The sequence below is a fragment of the Stenotrophomonas sp. GW821-FHT02D01 genome (assembly GCF_059421765.1).
On record NZ_JBWKVP010000001.1, the window covers coordinates 922,669 to 948,129 of the forward strand.

23 protein-coding genes are annotated in these 25,461 nt (G+C 67.1%); 7 read left to right on the top strand and 16 right to left on the bottom strand.

Annotated features, from left to right (window positions below):
• Window positions 1-65 precede the first annotated feature (65 nt).
• The 5 genes from AC07UW_RS04210 to AC07UW_RS04230 form a co-directional block, all read right to left on the bottom strand.
• A complete protein-coding gene (locus tag AC07UW_RS04210) occupies window positions 66-845 on the bottom strand; it encodes a PA3715 family protein (protein ID WP_495211486.1) in 780 nt (259 codons plus the stop codon).
• Between the two features lie 110 nt (window positions 846-955).
• A complete protein-coding gene (locus AC07UW_RS04215) occupies window positions 956-2,167 on the bottom strand; it encodes an OprO/OprP family phosphate-selective porin (protein WP_093817784.1) in 1,212 nt (403 codons plus the stop codon).
• 196 nt (window positions 2,168-2,363) lie between these two features.
• Entirely contained in the window at window positions 2,364-3,053 is a 690-nt protein-coding gene (gene nth / locus AC07UW_RS04220) for an endonuclease III (protein WP_312962373.1), read from the bottom strand.
• Window positions 3,053-3,406 carry a hypothetical protein gene (locus AC07UW_RS04225; protein ID WP_336026299.1) on the bottom strand — a complete coding sequence of 118 codons (354 nt, stop codon included), beginning with the start codon at window positions 3,404-3,406 and terminating at the stop codon, window positions 3,053-3,055. Before AC07UW_RS04225 ends, nth begins: the two co-directional genes overlap by 1 nt.
• A gap of 4 nt (window positions 3,407-3,410) precedes the next feature.
• Window positions 3,411-4,205, bottom strand: a complete 795-nt coding sequence (locus AC07UW_RS04230; RefSeq protein ID WP_025875367.1) for an enoyl-CoA hydratase/isomerase family protein — start codon at window positions 4,203-4,205, stop codon at window positions 3,411-3,413.
• Between the two features lie 166 nt (window positions 4,206-4,371).
• Between AC07UW_RS04230 and AC07UW_RS04235 the strand changes: the two genes are divergently transcribed.
• The 3 genes from AC07UW_RS04235 (at window position 4,372) to AC07UW_RS04245 (ending at window position 6,902) form a co-directional block, all read left to right on the top strand.
• Window positions 4,372-5,073, top strand: coding sequence for an FKBP-type peptidyl-prolyl cis-trans isomerase (locus tag AC07UW_RS04235; protein WP_025875366.1), 702 nt, complete (start codon window positions 4,372-4,374; stop codon window positions 5,071-5,073).
• 129 nt (window positions 5,074-5,202) lie between these two features.
• A complete protein-coding gene (locus AC07UW_RS04240; RefSeq protein WP_447944864.1) occupies window positions 5,203-6,006 on the top strand; it encodes a CoA pyrophosphatase in 804 nt (267 codons plus the stop codon).
• Window positions 6,003-6,902, top strand: a complete 900-nt coding sequence (locus tag AC07UW_RS04245; RefSeq protein WP_495211487.1) for a sulfurtransferase — start codon at window positions 6,003-6,005, stop codon at window positions 6,900-6,902. Before AC07UW_RS04240 ends, AC07UW_RS04245 begins: the two co-directional genes overlap by 4 nt.
• Window positions 6,903-7,118: 216 nt before the next feature.
• On the opposite strand, the gene AC07UW_RS04250 is transcribed toward AC07UW_RS04245, so the two are convergent.
• The gene (locus AC07UW_RS04250; RefSeq protein ID WP_025875363.1) at window positions 7,119-7,685 is read right to left on the bottom strand and encodes an N-acetylmuramoyl-L-alanine amidase; all 567 of its coding nucleotides are present in this window, start codon (window positions 7,683-7,685) and stop codon (window positions 7,119-7,121) included.
• A 72-nt stretch (window positions 7,686-7,757) separates the two neighbouring features.
• Between AC07UW_RS04250 and AC07UW_RS04255 the strand changes: the two genes are divergently transcribed.
• Entirely contained in the window at window positions 7,758-8,285 is a 528-nt protein-coding gene (locus AC07UW_RS04255; protein ID WP_025875362.1) for an alpha/beta hydrolase, read from the top strand.
• A 144-nt stretch (window positions 8,286-8,429) separates the two neighbouring features.
• Window positions 8,430-10,568 (top strand): bifunctional 23S rRNA (guanine(2069)-N(7))-methyltransferase RlmK/23S rRNA (guanine(2445)-N(2))-methyltransferase RlmL, encoded by a 2,139-nt coding sequence (gene rlmKL, locus AC07UW_RS04260; RefSeq protein WP_080149528.1) that lies wholly within the window; start codon window positions 8,430-8,432, stop codon window positions 10,566-10,568.
• A 121-nt stretch (window positions 10,569-10,689) separates the two neighbouring features.
• Here rlmKL and AC07UW_RS04265 read toward each other — a convergent pair whose 3' ends face one another.
• The 7 genes from AC07UW_RS04265 to aptA all read right to left on the bottom strand — a co-directional run bounded on the left by AC07UW_RS04265 (window position 10,690) and on the right by aptA (window position 19,487).
• Complete coding sequence (locus AC07UW_RS04265) at window positions 10,690-11,019, bottom strand: DUF3325 domain-containing protein (protein ID WP_032975662.1); 330 nt, start codon at window positions 11,017-11,019, stop codon at window positions 10,690-10,692.
• Window positions 11,016-12,644 carry a PepSY-associated TM helix domain-containing protein gene (locus AC07UW_RS04270; protein WP_495211488.1) on the bottom strand — a complete coding sequence of 543 codons (1,629 nt, stop codon included), beginning with the start codon at window positions 12,642-12,644 and terminating at the stop codon, window positions 11,016-11,018. The genes AC07UW_RS04265 and AC07UW_RS04270 overlap by 4 nt, the downstream gene beginning before the upstream one ends.
• A complete protein-coding gene (locus AC07UW_RS04275; RefSeq protein WP_032975664.1) occupies window positions 12,641-12,961 on the bottom strand; it encodes a DUF3649 domain-containing protein in 321 nt (106 codons plus the stop codon). Before AC07UW_RS04275 ends, AC07UW_RS04270 begins: the two co-directional genes overlap by 4 nt.
• Window positions 12,962-13,068: 107 nt before the next feature.
• Window positions 13,069-15,294 carry a TonB-dependent siderophore receptor gene (locus AC07UW_RS04280; protein ID WP_336026329.1) on the bottom strand — a complete coding sequence of 742 codons (2,226 nt, stop codon included), beginning with the start codon at window positions 15,292-15,294 and terminating at the stop codon, window positions 13,069-13,071.
• 486 nt (window positions 15,295-15,780) lie between these two features.
• Window positions 15,781-17,067 carry a DUF445 domain-containing protein gene (locus AC07UW_RS04285; protein WP_495211489.1) on the bottom strand — a complete coding sequence of 429 codons (1,287 nt, stop codon included), beginning with the start codon at window positions 17,065-17,067 and terminating at the stop codon, window positions 15,781-15,783.
• A gap of 119 nt (window positions 17,068-17,186) precedes the next feature.
• Complete coding sequence (locus AC07UW_RS04290) at window positions 17,187-18,071, bottom strand: ParB N-terminal domain-containing protein (RefSeq protein WP_495211490.1); 885 nt, start codon at window positions 18,069-18,071, stop codon at window positions 17,187-17,189.
• A 63-nt stretch (window positions 18,072-18,134) separates the two neighbouring features.
• Window positions 18,135-19,487 carry an omega-aminotransferase AptA gene (gene aptA, locus AC07UW_RS04295; RefSeq protein ID WP_495211491.1) on the bottom strand — a complete coding sequence of 451 codons (1,353 nt, stop codon included), beginning with the start codon at window positions 19,485-19,487 and terminating at the stop codon, window positions 18,135-18,137.
• Window positions 19,488-19,689: 202 nt separating this feature from the next.
• On the opposite strand from aptA, the gene AC07UW_RS04300 reads away from it, so the two are divergent.
• Window positions 19,690-21,186: an aldehyde dehydrogenase gene (locus AC07UW_RS04300; RefSeq protein WP_032975672.1), complete on the top strand. Its 1,497-nt coding sequence runs from the start codon at window positions 19,690-19,692 to the stop codon at window positions 21,184-21,186.
• Window positions 21,187-21,192: 6 nt separating this feature from the next.
• On the opposite strand, the gene AC07UW_RS04305 is transcribed toward AC07UW_RS04300, so the two are convergent.
• Complete coding sequence (locus AC07UW_RS04305; RefSeq protein ID WP_495211492.1) at window positions 21,193-21,846, bottom strand: hypothetical protein; 654 nt, start codon at window positions 21,844-21,846, stop codon at window positions 21,193-21,195.
• Window positions 21,847-21,993: 147 nt separating this feature from the next.
• Here AC07UW_RS04305 and AC07UW_RS04310 point away from each other — a divergent pair, with 147 nt between their 5' ends.
• Entirely contained in the window at window positions 21,994-23,274 is a 1,281-nt protein-coding gene (locus AC07UW_RS04310) for an MFS transporter (protein ID WP_080149309.1), read from the top strand.
• On the opposite strand, the gene AC07UW_RS04315 is transcribed toward AC07UW_RS04310, so the two are convergent.
• Together AC07UW_RS04315 and AC07UW_RS04320 are read right to left on the bottom strand one after the other, a co-directional pair.
• The gene (locus AC07UW_RS04315; protein WP_025875341.1) at window positions 23,275-23,736 is read right to left on the bottom strand and encodes a bacteriohemerythrin; all 462 of its coding nucleotides are present in this window, start codon (window positions 23,734-23,736) and stop codon (window positions 23,275-23,277) included.
• 85 nt (window positions 23,737-23,821) lie between these two features.
• Window positions 23,822-25,165: a diguanylate cyclase gene (locus tag AC07UW_RS04320; RefSeq protein WP_223497215.1), complete on the bottom strand. Its 1,344-nt coding sequence runs from the start codon at window positions 25,163-25,165 to the stop codon at window positions 23,822-23,824.
• Between the last annotated feature and the right edge of the window lie 296 nt (window positions 25,166-25,461).

Consider the following 25,461-nt stretch of genomic DNA (forward strand, 5'->3'; position numbering starts at 1 on the left):
ACACGCCCGCGTCTGTCATATGACGCGAACGTGACAGCCGTCATGGCGGTGCCCAAGCCCGCCCTTCAGAGCCCGCGCAGCGCCTCCGGAACGGCATAACGACCGTCGCTGGGCTGCAGTGTCCAGCGCTGTGCGGGTGCCGTCGTGTCGGTGGCATGGCAGTCGTTGCCGGCGGCGACGCTGATCGTATCGGTGCGTTTTTCGCGCACCACGATCAGCGCCAGGCCAGCGGCTTTGGCATTGCCCATCTCCAGCGTGCGCTCGAAGCGGCTGAACTCGCCGGCGCATCGCGTATCCCATTCGCCGCGACTGCCGCTGATGGCCAGCGGGGCAAGCACCCGGCGCAGCTGCCGGCCCTCGCGTACGAACAACTGCAGCTCGCTCTGCGCGAACGGGTTGGGGCCTGAGCTGCCGTTGTAGTCCATGCGCACGCCGAACGCGCGGGTGGCCGGGTCCAGCTGCCAGCGTGCCGTGTCCAGGCGAAGTCCGGTAAAGCGCAGCGCATCACTGCTGACCGCATCGGCCACGCGGGTCCAGGCCAGCGGCTGGCCACTGGCGGTATCGATCAGCAACAGGTCCAGGTCGCCACCGCGCACGTCTTCCGAGGCGGGGGCGGTCCATTGGGCGACGGCCAGCAGGGTCGTGCCGGGCTGTGCGGGCCACGCGCGGCAGGCCGTGCTGTCCGCATCGGTGAAACGTGCCGTGACCGGCAGGGCGCCGGCCGGCAACTGCCGATACGCGGCCTCGCGCACGGCATCCGCATCGTCACAGGCGAACGCAGTGGCGGGCAGGGCAGCGAGCAGGACACCGCAAAGCAGGCGGCGCAGGCGGAGCGAAGAAGGCATCCCGAAGGTCCTTGTCGACAGGGCAGGGCATCATCGCGCGGCCACCGCCTGCCCACAACGACGAAGGCACGGCCTGGGCCGTGCCTTCGTTCGAACGCGTGCTTCCGGTATTACCAGAAGAACTGCGCGCGGGCTTCCAGGATGTTCGGATCGTCGTTGACGAAGCCGCGGGCGGTCGAGCTGTACTTCTTGCTGTCGACCATCACGTAGTTGAGCATCAGCTTGAAGTTCGAGCGCCAGTACCAGTTCGCGCCGACGGTCCAGATGTCCATCTTGCCGCCGAGCACGCCATCGACGATCGGCGGACGGCCGGCCACCGGGTTGGCGGCGAGGTTGCCGTCGTTCAGATCCATGTGGTCATAACGCACGCCCAGCTGCCACTGGCCGCCAGCCGGGTTGTTCGGCAGGCCGGTGCCCGGGGTGCCGCCCTTGTAGCTCCAGCTCTCGCCGGTGACATTCCACACGCCGCTGACGTAGTAGCCATCGCTGGTGTAGTTGTCGTTGGCCAGGCGCTTGGCCTTGCTGGTGTAGTACTCGGCCTGGGCCTTGAACGGGCCCTGGAAGTACATCGCTTCAGCACCGATGGTGCTGACGCGGTCGGTGTCGACCAGGTTGCCGCTGTCGACCAGGCGCGCGGTGGCCAGGTCGGCGTTCGGACGGGCACGCACGCGCAGGGTGTCCGCGTCGGTGTCGTAGTCGACGTAGCTCAGGCCGAAGTGCAGGACCTGGCCCTTCTCGTTGATCGGGGCCCAGGTGCCACGCGCGCCGTAGCCGCTGCCGTGGGCCAGGTTGCGGGTCAGTTCGCGGCCGAAGGCGCTGGCGGTGACCGACCAGTTGTCCTGGCCGTAGCTGTAGGCACCGCCCAGGCGACGGGCGACAGCGTAGGTGTTGGTGACCGCAGCCTTGGAGATGAAGTCGTTGTTCTTGGTGCTGGACAGTTCTTCCAGGCTGTTGGGCTGCTTGAACTGGCCGACCTGGATGAAGTGGTTGGCGTTGCCCAGCAGCTTGTACTTCACGTTGGTGTCGAGGAACTTGTCGGCCTTGGCGTCGTAGCCCACGACCCATTCCACGTTACCCGGGCCCTTGCCCTTCAGCACCAGCTCGGCGCGACGCAGTTCGAATTCGCTGTTCTTGCCGTTGCCGGCGTCACCGCCGTTGAGGTCCACGACGTCATTGTCGTACCAGTTGCCGTCGGCCTGGACCAGGCCTTCGAAGGTGATTTCCGAACCGCCGATCACATCGATGGCGACTTCGGCGTGGGCGGCCGGCACGTACAGCGCAGCAGCCACGGCGATCGTCAGGAGCTGGTGATGCAGTTTCATGGAGAGGAGCCTTGCAGGCAGGTGGGAAGATGCGCGCAGGCTAAAACGTGAAGATTGCGTAAATGTGACAGTTCTCGCACGGCGGCGATCCGCCGCAGGCCCCGTCACGGCTGGGCCTGCCATTGAAACCGGTTACGTATGACGCGCGGATTGCGCCCCGGTTGCAGTAGATCCACGCCATGCGTGGATAGCGCGGTCACTCCGCGGGTGTCTTGTCCTTGTACCGGCACAGGTCGGCAATCACGCAGCCCGGGCAATCCGGTTTGCGCGCTTTGCACACGTACCGGCCGTGCAGGATCAGCCAGTGGTGCGCGTCGAGCAGGAACTCGGCGGGAATCGCTTTGACCAGTCGATCTTCAACCTCGCGTACGTTCTTTCCGGGTGCAAGTCCAGTGCGGTTGGCGACACGGAAGATGTGCGTGTCCACCGCCATCACCGGTTCGCCGAACGCGGTGTTGAGCACCACGTTGGCGGTCTTGCGGCCGACACCGGGCAGGGCTTCCAGTGCGTCGCGATCGCGTGGCACTTCGCCACCGTGCTTCTCAAGAAGCAGCGCGCAGGTGGCGATCACGTTCTTCGCCTTGGCGTTGAACAGACCGATGGTGGCGATGTACTTCTTCAGTCCCTCTTCGCCCAGCGCGAGGATCTTCGCCGGCGTGTTGGCAACCGGGAACAGGCGTCGGGTGGCCTTGTTGACGCCGACGTCGGTGGCCTGTGCAGACAGCGCGACCGCCACCAGCAGTTCGAACGGCGAGCTGTATTCCAGCTCGGTCTTCGGATGCGGGTTGAGCTCGCGCAGGCGGGTGAACATTTCCACCACGTCGGCACGCGGCATCGTACCGCCGCGGCGCGCAGGTGCGCGCGCGGTCTTCTTCGCGGTCGCCATTACTGCTCCTTGCCGGCGGCGCGGGCCTTGGCCCGGGCGAGGATGGCGGCCGCGGCGGCAGGCAGGGCGGGTTTGACGTCCGGTGCCGGCGCGGGCGTCCGGCGCGCATCACGCTCTGCCTCGCGGCGGGCCAGGCGCACGGCGCGTGCGCGGAAACGTTCGCGCGCCGCCCATGCACGCTGCAGTTGCAACTGCATCTGGCACAGGCGGTCGGGCAGGTCCGGATGATCGGGCAGCAGCCGCTCATCGCCAGCCCTCACGACGTAGTCCATCAGTCCAGCCTGCAGCGCACCATCGGGATCGTCTGCCTGGACCCGGGCGAACAGCAGCACGGGGTCGGGTCGGGATGCCATGGCGTCAGCGGTTCTGGAAGGCGGGGGGGCGGCGCTGCAGGAAGGCGCTGGTGCCTTCGCGCATGTCCTCGGTGGCGAACAGCAGGCCGAACTGCGCACTTTCGTATTCCAGGCCGGCTTCCAGGCTGCATTCTCCGCCCACGTGCACCGCATCGAGCAGGCCACGCAGCGCCAGCGGCGCCGACTGTGCCAGCTGCCGGGCCAGGGCCTGCACGCGGGCGTCGAGCTCGGCGGCGGGCACCACTTCGTTGACGATGCCCAGGGCCAGTGCGCGTGCGGCGTCGATCGGGGTGCCCAGCAGGCACAGCTCCAGCGTGGCCGCGCGACCACACAGGCGCAGCAGGCGCTGGCTGCCGCCGAAGCCGGGAATCAGGCCGAGGTTGATCTCCGGCTGGCCGACTTTGGCCGAATCGGCGGCGATGCGCAGATGGCAGGCCATGGCCAGTTCCAGCCCGCCGCCCAGCGCAAATCCATTCACCCGGGCGATCACCGGCTTGGGCATGCGTTCGATGCGGCGCATCAGGGCCTGCCCGAGCAGGGAGAAATCACGTCCCTGAACCGCGCTCAAGGTGTTCATTTCGGCGATGTCGGCCCCGGCCACGAACGCCTTGGGGCCAGCCCCGGTCAGCACCACCACCCGTACCGCCGGGTCGGCGGCGGCGTCGCCAAACGCCTCGGCCAGGGCCTGCAGGGTGGCGGCGTTGAGGGCGTTGAGCTTGTCCGGGCGTTGCACGGTAATGGTGCGGACGGCGCCATCATCGCTGACGTCGACCGGGTGGGGAGCGGGGGCCTCGACCACGGGAAACTCCTGGAACGTTAAAAAAAAGTGATATTGAACTCTGTAAACGCAGACAGGTCATAGCCTGCGTGGTGAGTAGCGGTTACACGTTGTGGCCGTTATCCTAACCCGTCGCCTCAGGGCGGCGCAGAACGTCCCTGAGTTACCACCCCTGGAGAACTGTTTGATGAAGTTGCGTTCTATCGCGGTCGCCGTCGCGGCCCTGGCCCTGACGGGCAATGCCTTCGCCCAGGACATCGCGTCCGAGAAGGGCAAGCTGAGCTACTACTTCGGTTACGACTACGGCAACAACCTGGCGGAGCTGACTGGTCGCGGTGAGCAGCTGGACATCAACTCGGTGGTGAAGGGTCTGCAGGACGCCTACGCCAAGAAGCAGCCGGCGATCACCGCCGAGCAGCTGAAGCCGGCCGTTGAAGCGTTCCAGAAGCGCGAGCAGGGCCGTGCCCAGGCCGCCAAGGCCGAGTACGAAAAGGCTGCTGCCGAAAACAAGACCAAGAGCGATCAGTTCATGGCGCAGAACAAGGCAAAGGCGGGCGTGCAGACCCTGCCGAGCGGCGTTCAGTACCGTGTGATCGAAGCCGGCAAGGGTGCCAAGCCGACCCAGGCCAGCACCGTGCAGCTGGAAGTGGCCGGTCCGTTCCCGTACGGCCAGCGCCCGACCGAAGCCCGCCCGGCCCAGCAGATTCCGTCGATCAAGGTCAGCGAAGTCGAAATGAAGGCCATGCGTGAGACCCTGCTGCAGATGCCGGCAGGCTCGAAGTGGGAAGTCTCGCTGCCGCCGGATCAGGCCTACGGCGCCGACCCGCGCACCCCGTTCCCGCCGAACGTGGCTGTGCAGTTCGAGATCAAGCTGATCAGCGTCAAGTAAGAAGAAACAGCGTCAACATCAACGCGCCGGTGAACCCACCGGCGCGTTTTTGTTTCTGCACCACGCTGCAGCCGTGCGGGGCCCATCCCAAATTCAGCCCATTCGCGCTACTGTTGACCGGTGCAAATAATGGAAGAAACGGCGCGTGCTGTCGCAAGCCCCTGCATCAACGTCTGCAAGCTGGATCGCAACCGGCTCTGCGCCGGGTGCGGGCGGCATATCGACGAAATCGCACGGTGGTCGTCGATGAGCGACGGCGAGCGCAGCCACATCCTGGAGCGTGTGCTGCCCCTGCGCCAACAGCTGCAGCAGTCGCTGCGAGGTTCGTTGGCCGATCATGAGCGGCTGCTGCGCGCGCTGCATCCGCTGGCCGAACCGCCGGCAGGTGACGGCTGGAACCGCAGTGAACTGGATGACCTGCTGCCTCCGGGCCCACCGGTCGAGGCGGCGGTGTTGGCTGGCATCGTGCCGCGCGCCAACGGTGCGCAGGTGATCCTGACCCGGCGTACCGAAACCCTGCGGCAACATGGTGGCCAGGTTGGCTTCCCCGGTGGCCGTACCGAGCCCGATGATCGCGATGCGCTGGCTGCCGCACTGCGCGAAAGCCAGGAAGAAATCGCGTTGGCGCCGACACAGGTGCAGGCACTGGGATATCTCGATCCGTTCGTGACCATCACCGGCTATCGCGTGACCCCGGTGGTGGCAGTGATCGATCCGGATTTCGTGGCGGTCCCGCAGCCCAGCGAAGTGGCCGAGGTGTTCGAAGTGCCGCTGGACTATCTGATGGCCGCCGACAACCTGCGCCAGGTAGAAATCAACCATCGCGGCCGCGTCCGCCATGTCCTTGAATATGGCTGGCCCGGCCAGCGCATCTGGGGCGCCACCGCGGCCATCCTGTACAACCTGCGTCGCCGCCTGGAGCAAGTGCAATGAAGCCGATCGACCCACCGTGGACCACCCTTGTCGATGTTGCGACCCTGGCTGCGGCTTTGGGCAATGGGGTACGCGTGGTCGATGCCCGCGCGACCGCCAGTACCGTGCGCGTGGTCGACGCGCGTGCATCGCTGGCCGACCCGCAGGCGGGCAACAGCCTCTATACGCAGGGACACATTCCCGGCGCAGTGCATGCCGATCTCAACCGCGACCTGTCCGATCTGACGCGGGTGGGCCATGGCCGCCACCCGTTGCCCGACAGCGATGCGTTCGCCGCACGACTGGGGCAATGGGGCATCGGCACCGACACGCAGGTGGTGGTGTATGACGGCAGCGATGGCAGCATGGCCGCCGCGCGCCTGTGGTGGCTGCTGCGCCTGATCGGGCATGCGAACGTGGCCGTACTCGATGGCGGCATCGCCGCGTGGCAGGCCGCCGGCCAGCCGCTGGCGACCGGCAGCAGCGAGGTCACCGCGTTGCCCGCGTATCCGGGGCGCTTCGATGGCAGCCAGGTTGCCAGCGCGGACGAGATCGAATCACGCCTCAAGCACGCGCCGGGCTGGCTGGTCGATGCCCGCGCGGGCGAGCGGTTCCGCGGTGAGGTGGAGCCGCTGGACCCGGTCGCCGGCCATGTGCCGGGCGCGGTCAATCGCCCGTTTGCGTTGAACGTGCTGGACGGCCGCCTGCGCGATGCACAGGAACTGCGTGCCGAGCTGCAGGGCGTGATCGGCAACCAGGACCCGCAACGCGTGGTGCTGATGTGCGGCTCGGGCGTGACCGCCTGCCACCTGCTGCTGGCGATGGAAAGCGCGGGCCTGTCCGGCGCACGCATCTACGCGGACTCATGGAGTGGCTGGGTCAGCGACAGCAGCCGCCCGGTCGCCACCGGCGCCTGAGCAAAGCGGGTTGGTCGATTTGTCGTTCATCCACGCATGTCGTGGATCTACTGGCCACCGGTTCATCTCTGGGACAGAGCCCCCTGAGTCAGGGGGCGGCCGCGAAGCGGCGGGGGTGTGGGAGCTGGTAAGTGGGGCCCGCGGTTCGCGCAGCGAAGCGTGGGAGCGACAGCGCGTATGCGATGGCGTGTACCCAGGGCGCAGCCCTGCCGACGCTTACTCCAACCCCTGCAACGGCACCTTCGCCAGCACCCGCGCCCACGGGAACAACGGGCCCGGATCACGCTTGCGCGCCACGGTCACCGCCGGGTCATCACTGGCCGGCACCTGCTCCAGGTCCAACTGGTCATGTCCGGCAATCCGCCGCAGCGACGGGTAACGAGCCACCAGTGCCTGCAGCAGCTGTTCCAGCGCCAGCAGCTGCGCTTCGGTGTACGGCTCGTCCATCGCCTGGTGGCGGCTGTCGAGCCAGTGCGGGTAGCGCCCCGAATTGACCAGTTCGATGCCCACGGTATCGGCATTCATGCCGCGCACGTGGTGGGCGATGCGCTCCGGCGCCACGTACTGCACCACGCTGCCGTCGCGGTCGATGTAGAAATGCCCGCTGTTGCCGGCGCCGCTGTCGTACAGCACGCGCTCGCCGTACTCCCGGGCTGTCGCCAGGTCGGGTAGTTCCGTGCAGTGGATCACCACCATTGCCAGGCTGGATGGATCGCGCAGTGGCAGGCGGTCGTGGTAGGGCAACGGCTGCAGCTGCAGGCCGGGCAGGAGCGGTTTGGGCATGCGGCGATGCTAGCATTGCCGGATGAAACTGCCTTCCCTTCTGCTGTCGATCCGCTCCGTGGGAGCGCACGCATGAGCCGCGGTCACTGCATCCTGTCCCACGGCTTCGAGAGCGGCCCGGAGGCGACCAAGGTCACCGCGCTGGCCGAAGTCGCCGAGCGACTGGGCTGGACCCATGAGCGCCCCGATTACACCGACCTGGACGCGATGAGCCAGGTCAGCCGCGTTGGCGATGTGCGCACCCGCCTGCAACGCCTGATCGAGCGCACGGCCGCTGCCGCTGCGCAGGGGCCGGTGGTGCTGGCCGGCTCCAGCCTGGGCGCCTACATCTCTGCCATCGCCTCGCTGCAGGTGCCGGTGGCCGGCCTGTTCCTGATGGTGCCGCCCACCACCATGGGACCGATGCCGGCGCTGGATGCCGCGCCGGTGCCGACCACGGTGGTGCAGGCCTGGCATGACGAGGTGGTGCCGGCCGCCGGAGTCATCGCCTGGGCGCAGGCGCGCTCGGCGCAGCTGCTGCTGGTGGACGATGGCCATCGCCTGGAGCACCACGTGGAAGCCTCTGCGCAGGCCTTCGAGCGCCTGCTGCGGCAGCTGTGAAGCCCGGGCGCACGGCGCGCCCGCCCGCATTGACTACAATGGCAGCCCCGCCGCCCCCGGCGCGGGCCTGCCGGCCGTGTCCACGGCCCTCCCTTCCGAATGGCCCGGCCCCCTGCCGTGCCTGACCACCTGCGAACCGATCCCGTGAAATTTTTTGTCTCCTGCGCCAAGGGCCTGGAATACCTGCTTGCCGATGAGCTGTCGGCCCTGGGCCTGGAAAAGGCCACTGCCACCATCGCCGGCGTCAACGCCGATGGCGAACTGGAGCAGGCGCTGCGGATCGTGATGTGGTCGCGGCTGGCCAGCCGCGTGCTGTGGCCGATCGACGAATTCGAATGCCCGGACGAGCAGGCGCTGTACGACGGCGTGCGTGCGCTGCCGTGGCACGAACACATCAAGCCGGAGATGACCCTGGCGGTGGACGCGCATGTGTCCGGCGACAAGATCACCCATGCCCGTTTCGCCGCGCAGCGGATCAAGGACGCCATCGTCGACCGCATGCGTGACGAAGGGCTGGAGCGCCCTTCGGTCAACACCGACCTGCCGGACGTGCGCGTGAACCTGTCGCTGCGCAAGGGCCGCGCCTCGCTGTCGATCGACCTCGGCGGCGGCCCGCTGCATCGCCGCGGCTGGCGCGGTGCGGCGCATGACGCGCCGTTGAAGGAAAACCTGGCTGCCGCGCTGCTGATGCGCGCGCAGTGGCCGCGCCTGCACGCTGCCGGTGGCGGCCTGCTGGACCCGATGTGCGGCAGCGGCACCCTGCTGATCGAAGGCGCGCTGATGGCGGCCGATGTCGCCCCCGGCCTGATGCGCCATGGCAGCCTGCCGCCGAGCCGCTGGCTGGGCTTCGACAAGGCTGCCTGGAAAACCATCCAGAGCGAAGCGCGTGATCGCGAAGCGGCCGGCCTTGCCGCGCTGAAGCCGGTCATCCACGGCAGCGACATCGACCCGGTGGCGATCCAGGCCGCGCGCGAGAACGCCGAAGTTGCCGGCGTCGCCCATGCCATCCGCTTCACCCGCGCCGATGTGGCTGACCTGCCCACCCCGGAGCAGGAGATCGGCGCGGTGGTCTGCAACCCGCCGTATGACGAGCGCCTGGCCGCCGATCCGGCGCTGTACCGCAAGCTGGGCAATGCCCTGCAGAAGGCCGTGCCGCAGTGGCGCGCCAGCCTGCTGTGCGGCAATGACGAACTGGCCTTCGCCACCGGCCTGCGTGCGGGCAAGAAATACCAGATGTTCAATGGTGCGCTGGAATGCGCACTGATCGTCTGCGATCCGATCGCGGTGCCGGGCCGCGACCCGGCACAGGTGCGCGAGCTGAGCGAAGGCGCGCAGATGGTGGCCAACCGCCTGCGCAAGAACCTGAAGAAGTTCAAGAGCTGGCGCGCGCGCGAAGGCATCACCTGTTTCCGTGCCTACGATGCCGATCTGCCGGAATACGCAGCGGCCATCGACGTGTACGAGGAAGATGGCGGCCAGCGCCGCACGTTCCTGCATGTGCAGGAATACGCTGCACCCGCTGCGATTCCCGAGAACGACGTGCGCCGCCGCCGCAATGAACTGCTGGCCGCTGCGCGCGAGGTGTTCGGCGTGCCGCCGGAACAGGTATCGATGAAATCGCGTGAACGTGGCAAGGGCGGCAGCAAGTACGGCCGTTTCGAGCAGCGCGATGAGTTCCTCGTGGTACGCGAGAACAACGCGCTGCTGCAGGTGAACCTGTTCGACTATCTCGATACCGGTCTGTTCCTCGACCATCGCCCGCTGCGCCGGCTGATGGCCGAGCAGGCGCGCGGCAAGCGCTTCCTCAACCTGTTCTGCTACACCGGCGTGGCCAGCGTGCAGGCGGCGGTGGCCGGTGCGGCCAGCACCACCAGCGTCGACCTGTCGGCCACCTACCTGCAGTGGTGCTACGACAACCTGGCCTTGAACGGGCAGGGCGGCAATCAGCACCTGCTGGTGCAGGCCGATGCGATGGCCTGGCTGGAAGGTGATCGCGGCCAGTACGACGTGATCTTCTGCGACCCGCCGACGTTCTCCAACTCGGCCCGCGCCGAGGACTTCGACGTACAGCGCGAGCAGGTGAAGATGCTGCGTGCGGCCGTCGCGCGACTGGCGCCGGGTGGCGTGCTGTACTTCTCCAACAACTTCCGCCGCTTCAAGCTGGAAGAGAACGCCATCGCCGAATTCGCCCAGTGCCGCGAGATCAGCGCCAGCACCATCGGCCCGGATTTCGAGCGCAATGCGCGCATCCATCGTGCGTGGGAGCTGAAGCGCCTGGCGTGACGCGTCGCCGGGCATGGCCCGGCGCTACCCACGTGCGCGCAGAACGGTAGCGCCGGGCCATGCCCGGCGAGCGTGGGTCCGGTAGATCCACGCCATGCGTGGATGCGGTCCACCGCACGGGTTACAACAGCGCCACCACCAGCCCGATCACCGGCAACGCGATCGCCAGCGGCGCGATCCATTTCGGCCGGTACGGGTACAGCGCGAACGCCAGCACGATTCCACCCAGGGTGAGTGCGCCGAGCCACAGCACCGGGCCCATCGCCCAGCCGTGGTCGACCACGCACAGTGCGAAAGCCACCGTCAGCAGCACCCAGCCCAGCACCCGCCATTGCGTGCGCCGTGCCGGTGATGCCGCGGATTTGCCGTGCAGTTCCTGCTGGTGCTTTTCCATCGCCAGCGACAGCGCGGTGAACGCTGTGAATGACAATCCCAGTACCAGCAGCATCATGCGCTGGCCTCCGCTTCCACTGCATCGGCCGGTGCCCTCGTCGCTGCAGCGGCCGCCGCACGTTTCTTCTTCTCGGCGGCAGTCAGCTGTGGCGTCCAGCGCTGCATGCGCCAGCCGCACAGGGCCAGCATCGCACCGAAGGCGATCATCGACAGGTCGAAACCGGCCAATGCCCAGTCACCGTTAAACAGCGTGACGCCCAGGTGCGCGTGGGTGGTCAATGCGTTGACCACCGGAATCAGCGCGAACGCGGCCGCGCCGATGTACAGCTGCCACGCCCACATCATCCGCTTGGGCCAGATGAAGGCCGCCAACAGCGAGGCGCCCCACGCGTAGAAGAACACGTTCGCTTCGGCGTTGGAGCGCTCGGCCAGGCCCAGCGGCAGCAGGCGGTTGCCCCAGAAATAGGCGGCGAAGGCGATCGGCAGACCGGCCACGGCGCCGATGTTCAGTGCATCGACCAGGCGCAGGCCGAAGCCGGTGCGACCGCTCTTGGTATGCTTCGGCCGCTCCTTCACCGCCCACAGCACCACGCCGCTGGCCACCATCAGGCAGCCGGTCAGACCGGACAGGAAGAACAACGCGCGCAGGCCCCAGTCGGCGAAGCGGGCCAGGTGCAGGCCATAAAGCACGCCACGGGTGGCGGTGGCGCCACCGGAAGGCGGCGTTTCCTGCAGCAGCGCGCCAGTGACCATGTCATAGCGCAGCGCCGGGGTATCGATGGACAGGCGTTTGCCATCGCGCTGGCGGATGTCGATCACCGCATTGGCGGCACCAGGATTGGCAACGCTGAAACCGGCGACCTCGGTGCCGTGCCAATGCGTGCGGGCGCTGTCCAGCAGCTGCCGCAGCGGCAGGGGGGCTGCCTTGCCTTCGGCGGGTGCGGTGACCTCGGGCAGGCCACCAAAGGCCTCCGCATAGAACGCATCCTGGTCGGTGCCGTAGGCCACGTTCACTCCCCACGGCAAGTACATGATCATCAACGTGACGATGCCGGTGTAGGTGATCATCGCGTGGTAAGGCAGGGCCATCACCGCGCTGACGTTGTGGAAGTCCAGCCAGGAACGCAGGCCCTTGTCCTTCCGGAAGGTGAAGAAGTCCTTGAAGATCTTCTTGTGGGTGATCACGCCGGTGATGATGGCCACCAGCATGAACATCGCGCAGAAGCCCACCAGGTAGCGCGCCCACAGCACGGGAATGTAGTGCAGGTCGAAATGCAGGCGGTAGAAGAAGTCGCCGCCACGTGTCTCGCGGGCCTTCAGCTCGGTGCCGGTGTTCGGGTCCAGGGTGGCATCACCGAAGGCGCCGCGTCGGCCCTTGCTGGGGTCGGCCAGCTCGGCCGGCAACCGCCAGAACATCTGCATGGCCGGATTGCGTGGCTGCGGCAGGGTGACGAACCAGCTCTCGGCCTGCGGTGCGTTGGCCAGCAGGTAGTCGGCCGCGCGCTGCGCCGCTTCGTCGGTGCTGACCGTGCTGCGCGGCAGCTCCGGGCGCATCCAGCGGCTGATTTCCTCGCGGTAGTAGCTGGCGGTGCCGGCCATGAAGATCAGCAGCAGCAGCCAGCCGACCAGCAGGCCGGTCCAGGTATGCAGCCAGGCCATGGATTGGCGGAATCCATTCTTCATGCCCACGCTCCCAGCAGGCGCGAAATGCCGGCCAACAGCAGGGTGGGGGCGAGAATGCCGACCCAGGCACGCAGCGCACTGCGCGTGGCGAACGCCCACAGCGCGGCGCAGGCGGCGACCAGGATCGCCAGCAGCATGCCGGTCAGCACGGCCTGGCCGCGCGCTCCAGGCAGCGCCAGCGCACAGAACACCGTGGTCATCGAGGCAAGCGCGTAGCCGCCGAAGATGGCGGCAAGGGATCGGGACAGCACGCCCCATCGCGGGTTGGCGAAGAAGGTGCTGAGGCGGGGGCTGGCGGTTGCGGGCGAGCGGTCCACGGCGGTCCTGCAGGTTGAATGAAAGAGGACCGGCGCACCGAAGCGCGCCGGGGTTGGCCATCCGTGGCCGGGTGCCGGTCGCAGAACCGGCACCATCCATCAGGTCATCAGAGTTTCCAGCGCAGCGTCACGCTGACGTTGCGGGGTTCGCCCCAGTACACGCCCTGGTAGAAGCCGACGTTGTTGTAGTACTTCTTGTCCAGCAGGTTGCTGATGTTGAGCTGGGCGCTGAAGTTCTCGTTGAAGCGGTAGCCACCGGCCAGGTTCAGCAGGTAGAACGCGTCCTGGGTGATGCGCGCACTTTCGGTGCGACCGGTGGTCAGGTAGTCGGCCGTCGGCTTGGTGCTGTTGTTCCAGATGCGGCTCTGCCAGGTCACGCCACCGCCCAGCCAGAAGCGGCCTTCGATACCGCCCGGCCGCCAGCTGGTGTTGAGGCGGAAGGTTTCCTGCGGGGTGGTGGTCCGTTGCAGCACACCCGCGGCGTTGCGGATCCGGGTACGGGCGAAACCGGCCGAGATGTTCCACTGCTCGCCGATGCTGCCCTGGGTTTCCAGTTCCCAACCCTTCACCTTGTTGCCCTTGCCGGTCGAGCGATAGGCCTGGCCGCCATCGGGCAGCGAGTTCAGCGGCACCGAATCATCGATCTCGGCCACGTTGTCCTGCTTGCCTTCAAACACGGCGGCCGAGGCGTTCAGCAGGCCACCGAAAAATTCAGCCTTGACGCCAGCCTCGTACATGTCGCCGACCACCGGCTCAAGGTAGTTGCCGTTGCGGTCGCGGTAGTTCTGCGGCTTGAAGATGTCGGTGTAGCTGACATAACCGCTGAACATCGAATTGAAGTCGTAGACCAGGCCGGCATACGGGGTCAGCGTGTCGTCGGGCTTGTAGCCGGTGCGGGTGGTGCGGTTGCGGTTGCCGTTGGTGTCGTAGCCGTAGCCCCACTGGCGGGTTTCCCAGCTGCCATAGCGGGCGCCGACCACGGCCAGCAGCGGGTCGGCCAGGCGCAGGCGCGCGGCGATGTAGGCGGCGCGCTGGCGCAGCTCGTTTTCCGAGGAAAGACGGCCGTAGCGTGTCACCGGCAGGACCGGCACCTTGCCGGTCCAGTTGCGCCAGTCGGGAACCTGCATGTAGCCCGGTGCGCTGGTGTCGAAGCTGGTCGCTTCGGATTCGCCCTTGCGCACGGACTGGCCCAGCCCGAACACCAGTTCATGCTCGCGGCCGAACAGCTGGAACGGGCCGCCGACGTTGACGTCGAACACGTCCATCGTGCTGTGTTCGTTGAAGTGCGAGACGTAGGCGGTGACGCCGGTGCCGTCCGCGCGCGGGTAGCCGGCTGCGCCGTACCAGACGCTGCCATCGGTATCACGCACGGCATGGCTGACGTTGCCCTTCAGCGACCAGCCGCTGCCCAGCTGCTGTTCGAGGCGGGCGAAGGTGGTCTTTTCAATGATCGGCCATTCGCTCCAAGACGCCGACAGATTGGTCGAGCGCGGCAGGTTGGCCGGGTTGCCGTCAGCACCCCAGTAAGGCACCACGCCCCAGGTCACGCCCGTGGTGTGCGGTGACTGGTATTCATAGCCCAGCTCGAACAGGGTGCTGTCGGTCAGGTCGGCCTGGACGATGCCGTAGAACACGTCCTTGTCGAGCTTGTAGACATCGCGGAACGAATCGCTCTGCTGCTTGGCCGCGACCACGCGTGCGCGGATGCGCCCGTCCCACGCCACGGGACCGCCCAGGTCGGCTTCCAGGCGCTGGTTGCCCCAGCGCCCCACGGTCAGGTTGCTGCTCATCTGGAAGGTGTCGGTGGGGCGCTTGCGCACCATGCTGATGGTGCCGGACGGATCACCGGCGCCCGTGGTCAGGCCGGTGGCGCCGCGGATCACTTCGATGCGTTCGTAGATGACGTTGTCGGTGTTGGTCTTGATCGACCCACCGAAGGTGTTGAGCATCCCGTCGATCTGGAAGTTCTCGATCGTGTAGCCACGCGAAACATAGCTGATGCGCTCGCTGTCGGTGACCGACACGCTGACGCCGGTGACCTGGCCCATCACGTCGGACAACGAGAACAGCCCCATGTCATCCAGCCGTTGCCGGGTGATGACGGTGACCGACTGCGGCGTCTCGCGCAGCGACAGATCCAGCTTGGTCGCGCTGCGGGTGTTCTTCACCGTGTAGCCGTATGCGATCTCGCCGTCAGCGGTCACCTTCACCGTGTCCAGCGTGCGCGCATCGGCAGCGAGCGGTGCATCGGCGTGGGCCAGCGGAGCGATCATCACAGCGGTCAGGGCCAGGGCCAGCAGGGTTGGGCGGGGAGTATTCAGGGGAGAAGCCATCGGTGCGATTCCATGCAGGACAAAAAACAGGCGATGGCAAACGCACCCATAGCAGCCATGCGCTCCGCGCACGTCACCCAGCGTGATTCCCATCGACGGTGCGCCACCTGCGGCAGGCAGGTGACCCAGTGGTCGGGGGATGTACACGGGCGAAGGGGCGGGTGGGCGCGTGCTTCCGTGCCCCGCTTGGCTAAGCGTACAACCGATCAGTAAATGATAGGCATTCGCATTTCGTTAAGCAAGTGTGACAGCCCCATTCGTCCCCGAACATGTGGATCCAGGCAGATCGAGGGAAACGGTCGAAGGCGGGGCGCTGTGGGTTTGCGGGGTGTGAGCCGCATGGATGCGGCGACCAAGCCCCCAGGGATGGGTTCACGGCGGCCCCGCAAACCCACATCGCGCTGCCATCCCGCAGGAAACCAGCTGTGGCTGTTGCTCTGACTCGGGCCTCTGCGGGTGCCGGGCGCAGCCCGGCCGGGAACCCCCTCAGAACCGGAACAGCACCGTAGCCGCATGCAGCAGCAGCCCGATCAGCCCACCCACCAGGGTGCCGTTGAAGCGGATGAACTGCAGGTCTCGGCCCACGCTCAGTTCCAGCTGCTCTACCAGATGACGTTCGTCCCAGCTCTTCACCGTCTGCGCGATATGGGTGGTGACGCCCTCGCGCAGGCGCCCGGTGAGGCGCTGTGCGCCTTCCAGCAGGTGCTGGTTCAATGCCTCGCGCAACGCCGGGTCCGATTGCAGGCTGTCGCCCAACGAAGCCAGGCTGCGCTGCAGATGACCGACCAGTGCCGAATCCTCGCGCTGCAGATCGCCGCGCAGGCTGGCATGGATGCGCGACCACAGGCCCTGCACGTAGTCCTGCAGGGCAGGGTGGTCGATCATTTCCTGCTTGAGCTGCTCGATGCGTTCGGCCAGTGCCGGGTCTTCGCGCAGGCGCTGCACGTAGTTACCCAGCCATTGTTCGTAGTCCTGGCGCAGCGGGTGCTGCGGCTCGGCCAGCACCTGCTGCAGTTCTTCCAGCACCGCCCGGGCCAGGCGTTCGGCAAGGTTGTCGCCGATCTCATCGATCGGCTTGATCCAGTTCACCGTGCTCGACAGCGTCGGCCATTCGCGCTGGATGTAGCGCACGATCAGCTGCGAGGCGCGTTCCTTCACTTCCGGTTGCTCCAACCAACGCCCCAGCCGCTGCAGGCCCTCGTCCAGCACGCGCTGGTGGCGGCCATCGGCGGTCAGCAGGCCCAGCAGTTCGCCGGCGGTGGCTGCTGCGTTCCACTGCCGTAGCTGCTGCACCACGAAGCTGTGCAGCTGCCGCCGCACCGCAGCTTCATCGAAGAAATCCAGCGCCTGCAGCGCCCAGCCACGGGCCATATCGGCCAGCATCCGTGAACGCGCGGGATCGGCCAGCCAGCTGCCGAGGCGGCTGGCCGGGTCGAACACCTGCAACTTGGCCAGCAGCACCGTCGGTTCCAGGAACTGGTCGCGCACGAACAGGGCCAGGCTGTCGCCGATCCGTTCCTTGCTGCGCGGAATGATCGCCGTATGCGGAATCGGCAGGCCCATCGGCCGCCGGAACAGGGCAACCACCGCGAACCAATCGGCGAGCGCGCCAACCGCGGCGGCCTCGCAGAAGGCCGAGACCCAGGCCCAGATGCCACGCTCGCCCTGCCAGTGGCTGATCGCAAAACCGGCCAGCATCAGCAGCAGCAGGCCAAGGGCGAGGGTTTTCAGGCGCCGCAGCTGGGCGCGGCGCGGATCGATGGCAGACGTCATGCCCGAAGTCTACCCGCAGGCCGGTGAGTACCCGGTAGTGCCGGCCGCTGGCCGGCAGCCCATGGACGTTGCAAGCACGTTGCAGCTGCCGGCCAGCGGCCGGCCCTAACGGGGGATGCTCAGAGCGCTTCCAGCTGCCTGCGCAGGTGGGCCAGCTGTGCGCGCAGGGTGTCGTTCTCGCGGGTCAGGGCAACCACGCGGCGGCGCAGCGCCGGGGCATCCTCGCCAAGCTGCTCCAGTGCGGCCAGCACCTCGGCATCGCGGCTGGCGATCTCATCCTCGTTAGCCTCTTCGAAGTCCATTTCCGCCGACTCCGGTTCAGGCTTCGGCGCACGCGGCTTGCGCTTTGACTCACGCACGCGCTTTGCAGCCTGCTTCAGTTCATCCTTGCCACCGGCAGCCGCCGCGCGCTGCTCTTCTTCCGGCAGGTCGGCCACGGCGGCGGCGGCGCTGATCGAGATCACGCCGGCCTTCACCGCTTCCACCACCTCGGCCGCGGCCTGGGCGTGGATGCGCTCGATCATGCCTACCTGGCTGGTGCTCAGCTTGGCTTCGCGGGCCAGTTCAGCGCGGCTGATCTTCGGCGCCGGTTCCCACGGCGGGCTGTCTTCGCCGGCCTCGTCGGCAGGCTCGGCGGTGCCGTCGCTTTCGCGCTGCAGCTGCGCCTGTTCGACCTGCTTGCGCGCGGACAGGATGTCGCGCTTGCGCAGGGCCAGCACGCCGCGCTGGAAATCGGAAACGCTGCGCCGGCCCAGGTGCTGCTCGATCATCCACAGGTGCACGTCTTCCATGCTCTGGAAGCGGGTGTTCTGCACGGTGTTGAACGGCAGGCCATGCTTCTGGCAGATGCCGAAGCGGTTGTGTCCATCCACCAGCACGTCGCCCCACAGTACCAGCGCATCGCGGCAGCCTTCGGCGAGGATGCTGCGCTCCAGCGCCTCGTGTTCGTCGGCGGTGAGCGGGTCGATGTAGGCCTTGAGTTCTTCTTTGACGACGATGTTCATGGGCACGGCAACAGGCAGGAGCGGAACCGCCCATTGTACCCGCTCGCCAGCACCGCCCTGGCCTCAGGCGGTGGCCCGGATCATCTCGCCCAGGGTGCCGGTGATCTGGTCGATCTGTGCCTTGTCCACGATCAGCGGCGGTGACAGCGCGATGATGTCGCCGGTGCAGCGCACCAGCAGCCGCCCGTCGTGGAAGCAGCGGCGGAACACCTCGTAGCCACGGCTGCCAGGGGCGTCCTTGCGAGGTGTCAGCTCCACCGCACCGACCAGGCCGAAGTTGCGGATGTCGATCACGTTCGGCAGCCCCTGCAGGGCGTGCAGGCGCTCCTGCCAGTACTCGCCCAGCTCGATCGCGCGCTCGAACAACCGTTCCTCGGCGTAGATGTCCAGCGTGGCCAACGCCGCCGCGCAGGCCAGGGGGTGGCCCGAATAGGTATAGCCATGGAACAGCTCGATGGCCTGTGGCGGACCCTGCATGAAGCTGGCATGCACGCTGTCGCCGACCAGCACGCCTCCCAGCGGCACCGCGCCGTTGCTGGCGCCCTTGGCGAAGGTCAACAGGTCTGGGGTGACCCCGAAACGCTGCGCGGCGAACGCCATGCCAACCCGGCCGAAGCCGGTGATGACCTCATCGAACACCAGCAGGATGCCGTGCTGGTCGCAGATCTCGCGCAGGCGTTGCAGATAGCCCGGCGCCGGCAGGATCACCCCGGCCGAACCCGCGATGGGCTCGACGAACACAGCGGCAATGGTGGACGGGTCGTGCAGGGCGATCAGCCGCTCCAGATCGTCGGCCAGCTCGGCGCCCTGGCGTGGCAGACCCTTGCTGAACGCATTGCGTGACAGGTCCAGGGTATGCCGCAGGTAGTCCACGCTGCCGAGCTGCAGGCCAAACTGCCGGCGGTTGTTGGGCAGCCCGCCCAGTGCCATGCCGCCGAAGCCGACCCCGTGGTAGGCCTTCTCGCGGCTGATGAAGCGCGTGCGCTGTCCTTCGCCGCGCAGGCGGTGGTGGGCCAGCACGATCTTCATCGCTGAATCCACCGCCTCCGAACCCGAGCTGGTGAAGAACACGTGGTTCAACCCGGCCGGGGCCAGTGCCGCCAGCCGCTGCGCCAGGGCGAAGGCCGGCGGCGAACCCATCTGGAAGGCCGGCGAGTAATCGAGGGTGGCGGCCTGCTCGGCGATCGCGTCGACGATGCGCCGGCGCGCGTGACCTGCATTGCAGCACCACAGGCCAGCGGTGCCATCGAGGATGGAGCGCCCATCGACGTCCTCGTAGTGCATGCCCTCGGCACGTACCAGCATGCGCGGCGCGCCCTTGTACTGGCGGTTGGCAGTGAACGGCATCCAGTACGCGTCCAGTGAATCGGGGCGCTGGGTGGCCAGGTCGTGCAGGTCGCTTGCAGGGGTTTTCATGCCGGCTCCGTCGGGTCCGATGGTTGCGACTCTAGCGCAGCCGCGTCACGGTTCTGTCGGCAGGCATGGCCCGGCGCTACCGTTCGGGCCTCGACCTTGCGGTAGCGCCGGGCCATGCCCGGCGAGCGCGCAGCGCGGTCGATCACGGTGGGGTCGCGGCCGCGCCGGTATAAACAAGGAACGTTGATTGCTGGAGCGACCCATGGCCGACTTCCCCGACCGCAGCCACTGGCAGGCCCTGCGCAGCCGCGTGGCGATTCCTGCGCAAGCGTTCATCGATGGCCGCTACGTGGATGCCGCCAGCGGCGCGCGCTTTGATTGCATCAGCCCGATCGACGGGCGTGTACTGGGTGCGGTGGCCGACTGTGATGCACAGGACGTCGAGCGTGCGGTAGCCTCGGCGCGCTGCGCGTTCGAGGCAGGCCACTGGTCGCAGGCCAGCCCCGCCCATCGCAAGCGCGTGCTGCTGGCGCTGGCCGCGCTGGTGGAGACGCACGCCGATGAGCTGGCCCTGCTGGAAACGCTGGACATGGGCAAGCCGATCCGCGATGCGCGTCGCATCGATCTTCCCGGCGTGGTGCGCTGCCTGACCTGGACCGCTGAAGCGGTGGACAAGCTGTACGGTGAAATCGCCCCCACCGGTCCGCACGAGCTGGGCCTGGTCACGCGCGAGGCCGCAGGCGTGGTGGCGGCCATCGTGCCGTGGAATTTTCCGCTGCTGATGGCGTGCTGGAAGATCGCGCCGGCATTGGCGATGGGAAATTCAGTAGTGCTGAAACCCTCCGAGCGCTCGCCACTGAGTGCGTTGCGGCTGGCCGCACTGGCGGCCGAAGCGGGATTGCCGGACGGCGTGCTCAACGTGCTGCCCGGTCACGGCTCACGCGTGGGCGAGCCGCTGGCCCTGCACATGGACGTGGACGTGTTGGCCTTCACCGGCTCCACCGCTACCGGCGCCAGGCTGCTGGAATACGCGGGGCGTTCCAACCTCAAGCGGGTCTGGCTGGAATGCGGTGGCAAGAGCCCGCACGTGGTGTTCGCCGACGCGCCGGATCTGGATGCGGCCGCCAAGGGCGTGGCGCAGGGTATCTTCTTCAACCAGGGTGAGGTCTGCACGGCCGGTTCGCGGTTGCTGGTGCAGCGTTCGATCCGCGATGACTTCGTGCACCAGGTGATCGCCTACGGCCAACGCATGCAGCCCCGCCATCCGCTGGAGGCCGATGCACCGATGGGCGCGCTGGTCGATGCCGCGCACGTGGACAAGGTACTGGCCGACATCGCCCGGGCCGAAGCCGATGGCGCGCGCCTGCTGCTGGGCGGCCAGCGTGCCGAGGTGGAGGCGGGTGGTTGCTATGTGCAGCCGACGGTGTTCGACCAGGTACGCCCGGAACAGGCATTGGCCCGCGAGGAAGTGTTCGGCCCGGTGCTGGCCGTGCTCGGCTTCGATGACGAAGCCGAGGCCGTGCGCTTGGCCAATGATAGTCGCTATGGACTGGCCGCCGGCCTGTGGACGCGGGATCTTGGACGCGCCCATCGCGTAGCCCGCCAATTGCGCGCGGGCAGCGTGTGGGTGAACGGCTGGGATGGCGGTGACATGACGGCACCGTTCGGTGGCTACAAGCAGTCCGGCAACGGTCGTGACAAGTCGCTGCACGCCTTCGACAAGTACAGCGAGATCAAGGCCACCTGGATCCAGCTGTAGACCACGCTACCGGCAGCTTGCACTGACCTGCAGCACCGCCTCGCGCAGCAACTGCCGGTCCACTTCCTCCACTGCGTTCTGGAAGTACTGCATGTCCTGCTGGCCCAGCGTACACGGGTCAACCATGTAGCCCGGTGGCCAGGTGCCGAGCATCTGGGCAACACCCTGCAGGATCTGCTCGGGCGTCATTTGCCGGTGGATCCGGAATGGTGGGCGACGGGGCGCGAACGCCGCATGCACCTCACGGCGGCCGATCAGCTTTGCGGTCACACCCTCGGCAGTGATGCCATCGCCACCATCGATGCTGCCAGCCGGCAGCCTCAGATTCAGTGGTTGGTTGCGCGCAGCCGCGCTGCGTTGCCGATCAACATGCGCTGAGCGCTGCTCGGCCTGCGCAGGAGGAAGCGCGGGGGCGTGCGAAACCTGGTGCGGCGCAGCCGACGGCCGTGATGCATCGACAACCTGAGGGCTCATCGGCGGCGCTTCCGGCGGCAGCCAACGCAGGCTGATCCGCGAATTGTCGTGTGCGATCAAGGCGATGCGCCCCGCATGCAACAGCCACAACAGCATCAGTAGATGCACCAGCAGCACCACCAGCCATGCAGCCAGGCGAGGCAGCAGCGGGGAATCGGAGCACGACTGCGGGGCGGCAGAACCCATCGGTGAAGCATCCATGCAGGGACCGATGGTGCAGCGTAGCGGCCCCCCGGAAAGAATTCGTTGGCGTCGGTGTCGCCTGAAACCATTGCCCCGGCGGGGCCACCAAGCGTGGCAGAATCGGTCGATCCGCCGTTACCCGCCTTGCCGATGTCGACGATCACCGCTGCCGCGCCACCCGTGAATTCTCCCCGCCGTGTCCTGCTGGCCAGCCTGATCGGCACCACCATCGAGTTCTTCGACTTCTACATCTACGCCACCGCCGCGGTGCTGGTGTTCCCGCACCTGTTCTTCCCGGAAAGCAGCGACCAGGCCGCCTTGCTGCAGTCCCTGGCCACCTTCGCGGTGGCGTTCATCGCACGCCCGGTGGGCTCGGCGGTGTTTGGTCACTTCGGTGACCGTATCGGCCGCAAGGCCACCCTGGTGGCCGCGCTGCTGACCATGGGCCTGTCCACGGTCGCCATCGGTCTGCTGCCCACCCATGCGCAGATCGGCCTGTGGGCGCCGGCACTGCTGGCGCTGTGCCGCTTCGGCCAGGGCCTGGGCCTGGGCGGCGAATGGGGCGGGGCGGTGCTGCTGGCCACCGAGAACGCACCGCCGGGCAAGCGTGCCTGGTACGGCATGTTCCCGCAGCTGGGTGCACCGATCGGCTTCCTGCTGTCAGCCGGCATCTTTCTGCTGCTCGGCCGCTGCCTGGGCCAGGACGATTTCCTGCAATGGGGCTGGCGCATTCCGTTCGTTGCCAGCGCGCTGCTGGTCGGCCTTGGCCTGTGGGTTCGGCTGAACATCCACGAGACACCGGATTTCAAGCGCGCGCTGGAGCGCAAGGCGCCGGTGCGGCTGCCGATGTGGACCGTGCTGCGCGACCATCCGCTGCCGATGCTGCTGGGCACGCTTGGGGCGTTCGCCACCTTCGTGCTGTTCTACCTGATGACGGTGTTCAGCCTCGGCCATGGCACCGCCGTGCTCGGCTACAGCCGCGAGCAGTTCCTGCTGATGCAGATGGTGGCGATGCTGTTCTTCGCCGCCGGCATCCCGCTGTCGGCGCGCTACGGCGACCGCTGGGGGACGCGCCGCACGATGGCCATCGCCAGCCTGCTGATCATCGGCTTCGGTGTGCTGTTCGCGCCGCTGTTCCAGGCCGGCAGCCCGTGGCTGGTACTGACGTTCCTGTGCCTGGGCCTGTTCCTGATGGGGCTGACCTACGGCCCGTGCGGCACGTTCCTGGCCGAAATCTACCCGGTGGAAGTGCGCTACACCGGTGCCTCGCTGTCGTTCAACCTGGCGGGCATTCTGGGCGCAGCCCCGGCGCCGTACCTGGCGACCTGGCTGGCCGAGCGTTATGGGCTGGTCGCGGTCGGCTACTACCTGTGCCTGACCGCAGTGATCACCCTGTGCGCGCTGCTCGCCCTGCAGCGCCGCCAGCGCTGATCAGCCGAAGAAGCGCTTGAGCGTGCGGCCCAGCCAGCCGCCGCTCTGGTGCTCGCGGGCAAACTGGTTCAGGTGCTGCTTGACCTGTTCGGCATAGGCCTGGTCGTCGCCGCGGATGTGGTTGAACAGCCAGCGCGAGAGCATGGTGCGCAACTCGTCACTGATGTCCTCACCGGCCTGGAAGCGCATGCGGTATTCCGATACCCGTTTGATGAAGACCTCATGCACGCGCTTGTGCGCGGCACAGAACGGGTAGCCGGCCTCCTCCATCAGCTCTTCTTCGAATGCGAAGTGCGACATGGTGTAGTCCACCACCTCGTCGATCACTTCGCCCACTGCTGCCCGCTGCAGGCTGGTCTGCGCCACGTGCAGGTGGTTGAGCATCTCGATGATGCGGCGGTGTTGCTGATCTATCACATCGATGCCGATGTTCAGATCGTCCTGCCAGACCAGTAGTGCCATCCCCGGCTCCCCTTCATGCTGATGTCGGGGCCGACTGTAGAGGCGCCGCCCACGGGCGGCGTTGATCTGGATCAAGGCATGCCTGTCAGGACAGCGCAGCCTCGCGCGGGCGCAGCGGGCTGGCCACCGTGGTGCAGCTGACCCGGTTGCGGCCTCCGGCCTTGGCCAGGTACAGCTGGCGATCGGCCTCGGAAATCAGCCGGTGCAGCGCATCACGCTGCGGCCGCAGGCAGCACAGGCCGATGCTGACCGTCATGCGCAGCGTGGCACTGCCGATGTCCACTTCCAGCGCGGCGATGCGCTGGCGCAGCTCCTCGAAATAGAGCAGGGCTTCGTCCTGTTCCATGTCCGGCACCAGCAGGCAGAATTCCTCGCCGCCGAAGCGCGCGATCAGGTCCTGGCTTCGCGCGTGGTCGCCGACAGCACGGGCTACCGCGCGCAGCGCATCGTCACCCGCTTCGTGGCCGTGGGTGTCGTTGATGTGTTTGAAATGGTCGATGTCGATCATCGCCACCGCCACGCACTGGCCATGCAGCTGCAGTTGCGGCAGCTGGCGCTGGCTCTGTTCCAGGAAGCAGCGGCGGTTGGGCAGGCCGGTGAGGAAATCGCGGGTGGCCAGGTCCTGCAGCGTGCCGATCAGTTCCAGCTGGTCCACATTCTGCGAGACACGGCAGAAAAACTCTTCGCGCGAGAAGGGCTTGCGCAGGAAGTCATTGGCGCCGTTCTTCAGGAAGCGCGGAATCAGCGACGCATCGGTATTGCCGGAAATGCCGATCACCGCCACCTTGTCGCGCGAGCGCAGGGTACGCAGGCGGCGGGTGAACTCCACGCCCTGCATGCCCGGCATTTCCTGGTCGACCACGGCCAGGCGGATCGCCGGGTGCGCCTCGATCGCTGCCAGGCCTTCATTGCCATCGGCCGCCTCGTACACCTCGTGACCGTACATGCGCAGCAGGGCGGCGGCATAACCACGCGCGGACGGCGAGTCGTCCACCACCAGCGCGGCGATGCGCCGGTTGCGTTCCAGGCGCTGCACCAGCCAGACCAGATAGTCGATGCTGCCCGGAGTGTTCTTCAGCACGTAATCGATGATCTGCTGCTGCAGCACGCGCTTGCGCAGGTCCTCGTCGTACACGCCGCTGACCACCACGGTCGGCAGGTTGCGCTTGAGGAAGAACTCGACCACCGCGTCGCGGTCGCCATCGGCCAGCACCAGCCCGGTCAACACCAGGAACCAGCCGCCTTCTTCACTGAGCAGGCGATCGGCTTCGGCCAGCGAGCTGGCCACCACCACCGGCAGCTCCAGGCGCTGTTCGATGGCTTCGCGCAGCATGCCGGTGAAGGCACGGGAATTTTCCACCAGCAGGATGCGCTGCGGCAGCGGATCGGCCAGGTCGCCATCGACAGCGGCCTGCGGCAGGACGGGCATGATGCGGTGGCTCACGTGGGAGGGCTCGGCACCGATAGCGGCGGTTTCAGGTGCAACTTTAACGGAAGGAGGAAGACCTTCTGTGCGCCAACGTTCATGGGACCACCGCACCTTTGCGATGGGCGGACAGAATGTCGCCCTTTCGGAAAGGGGTATCCGACGTTGCGCTGCGAAGTTTGTTGCCGTAAATGACCCTTCATGGCGCGCCCAGCGGCGCATGGGTATGCTGGCAGCGCCCTTTTTGTCCATTGCGGGGTGGACTATTTCATCCGGTCATGCGGGGCATCGCATTATCT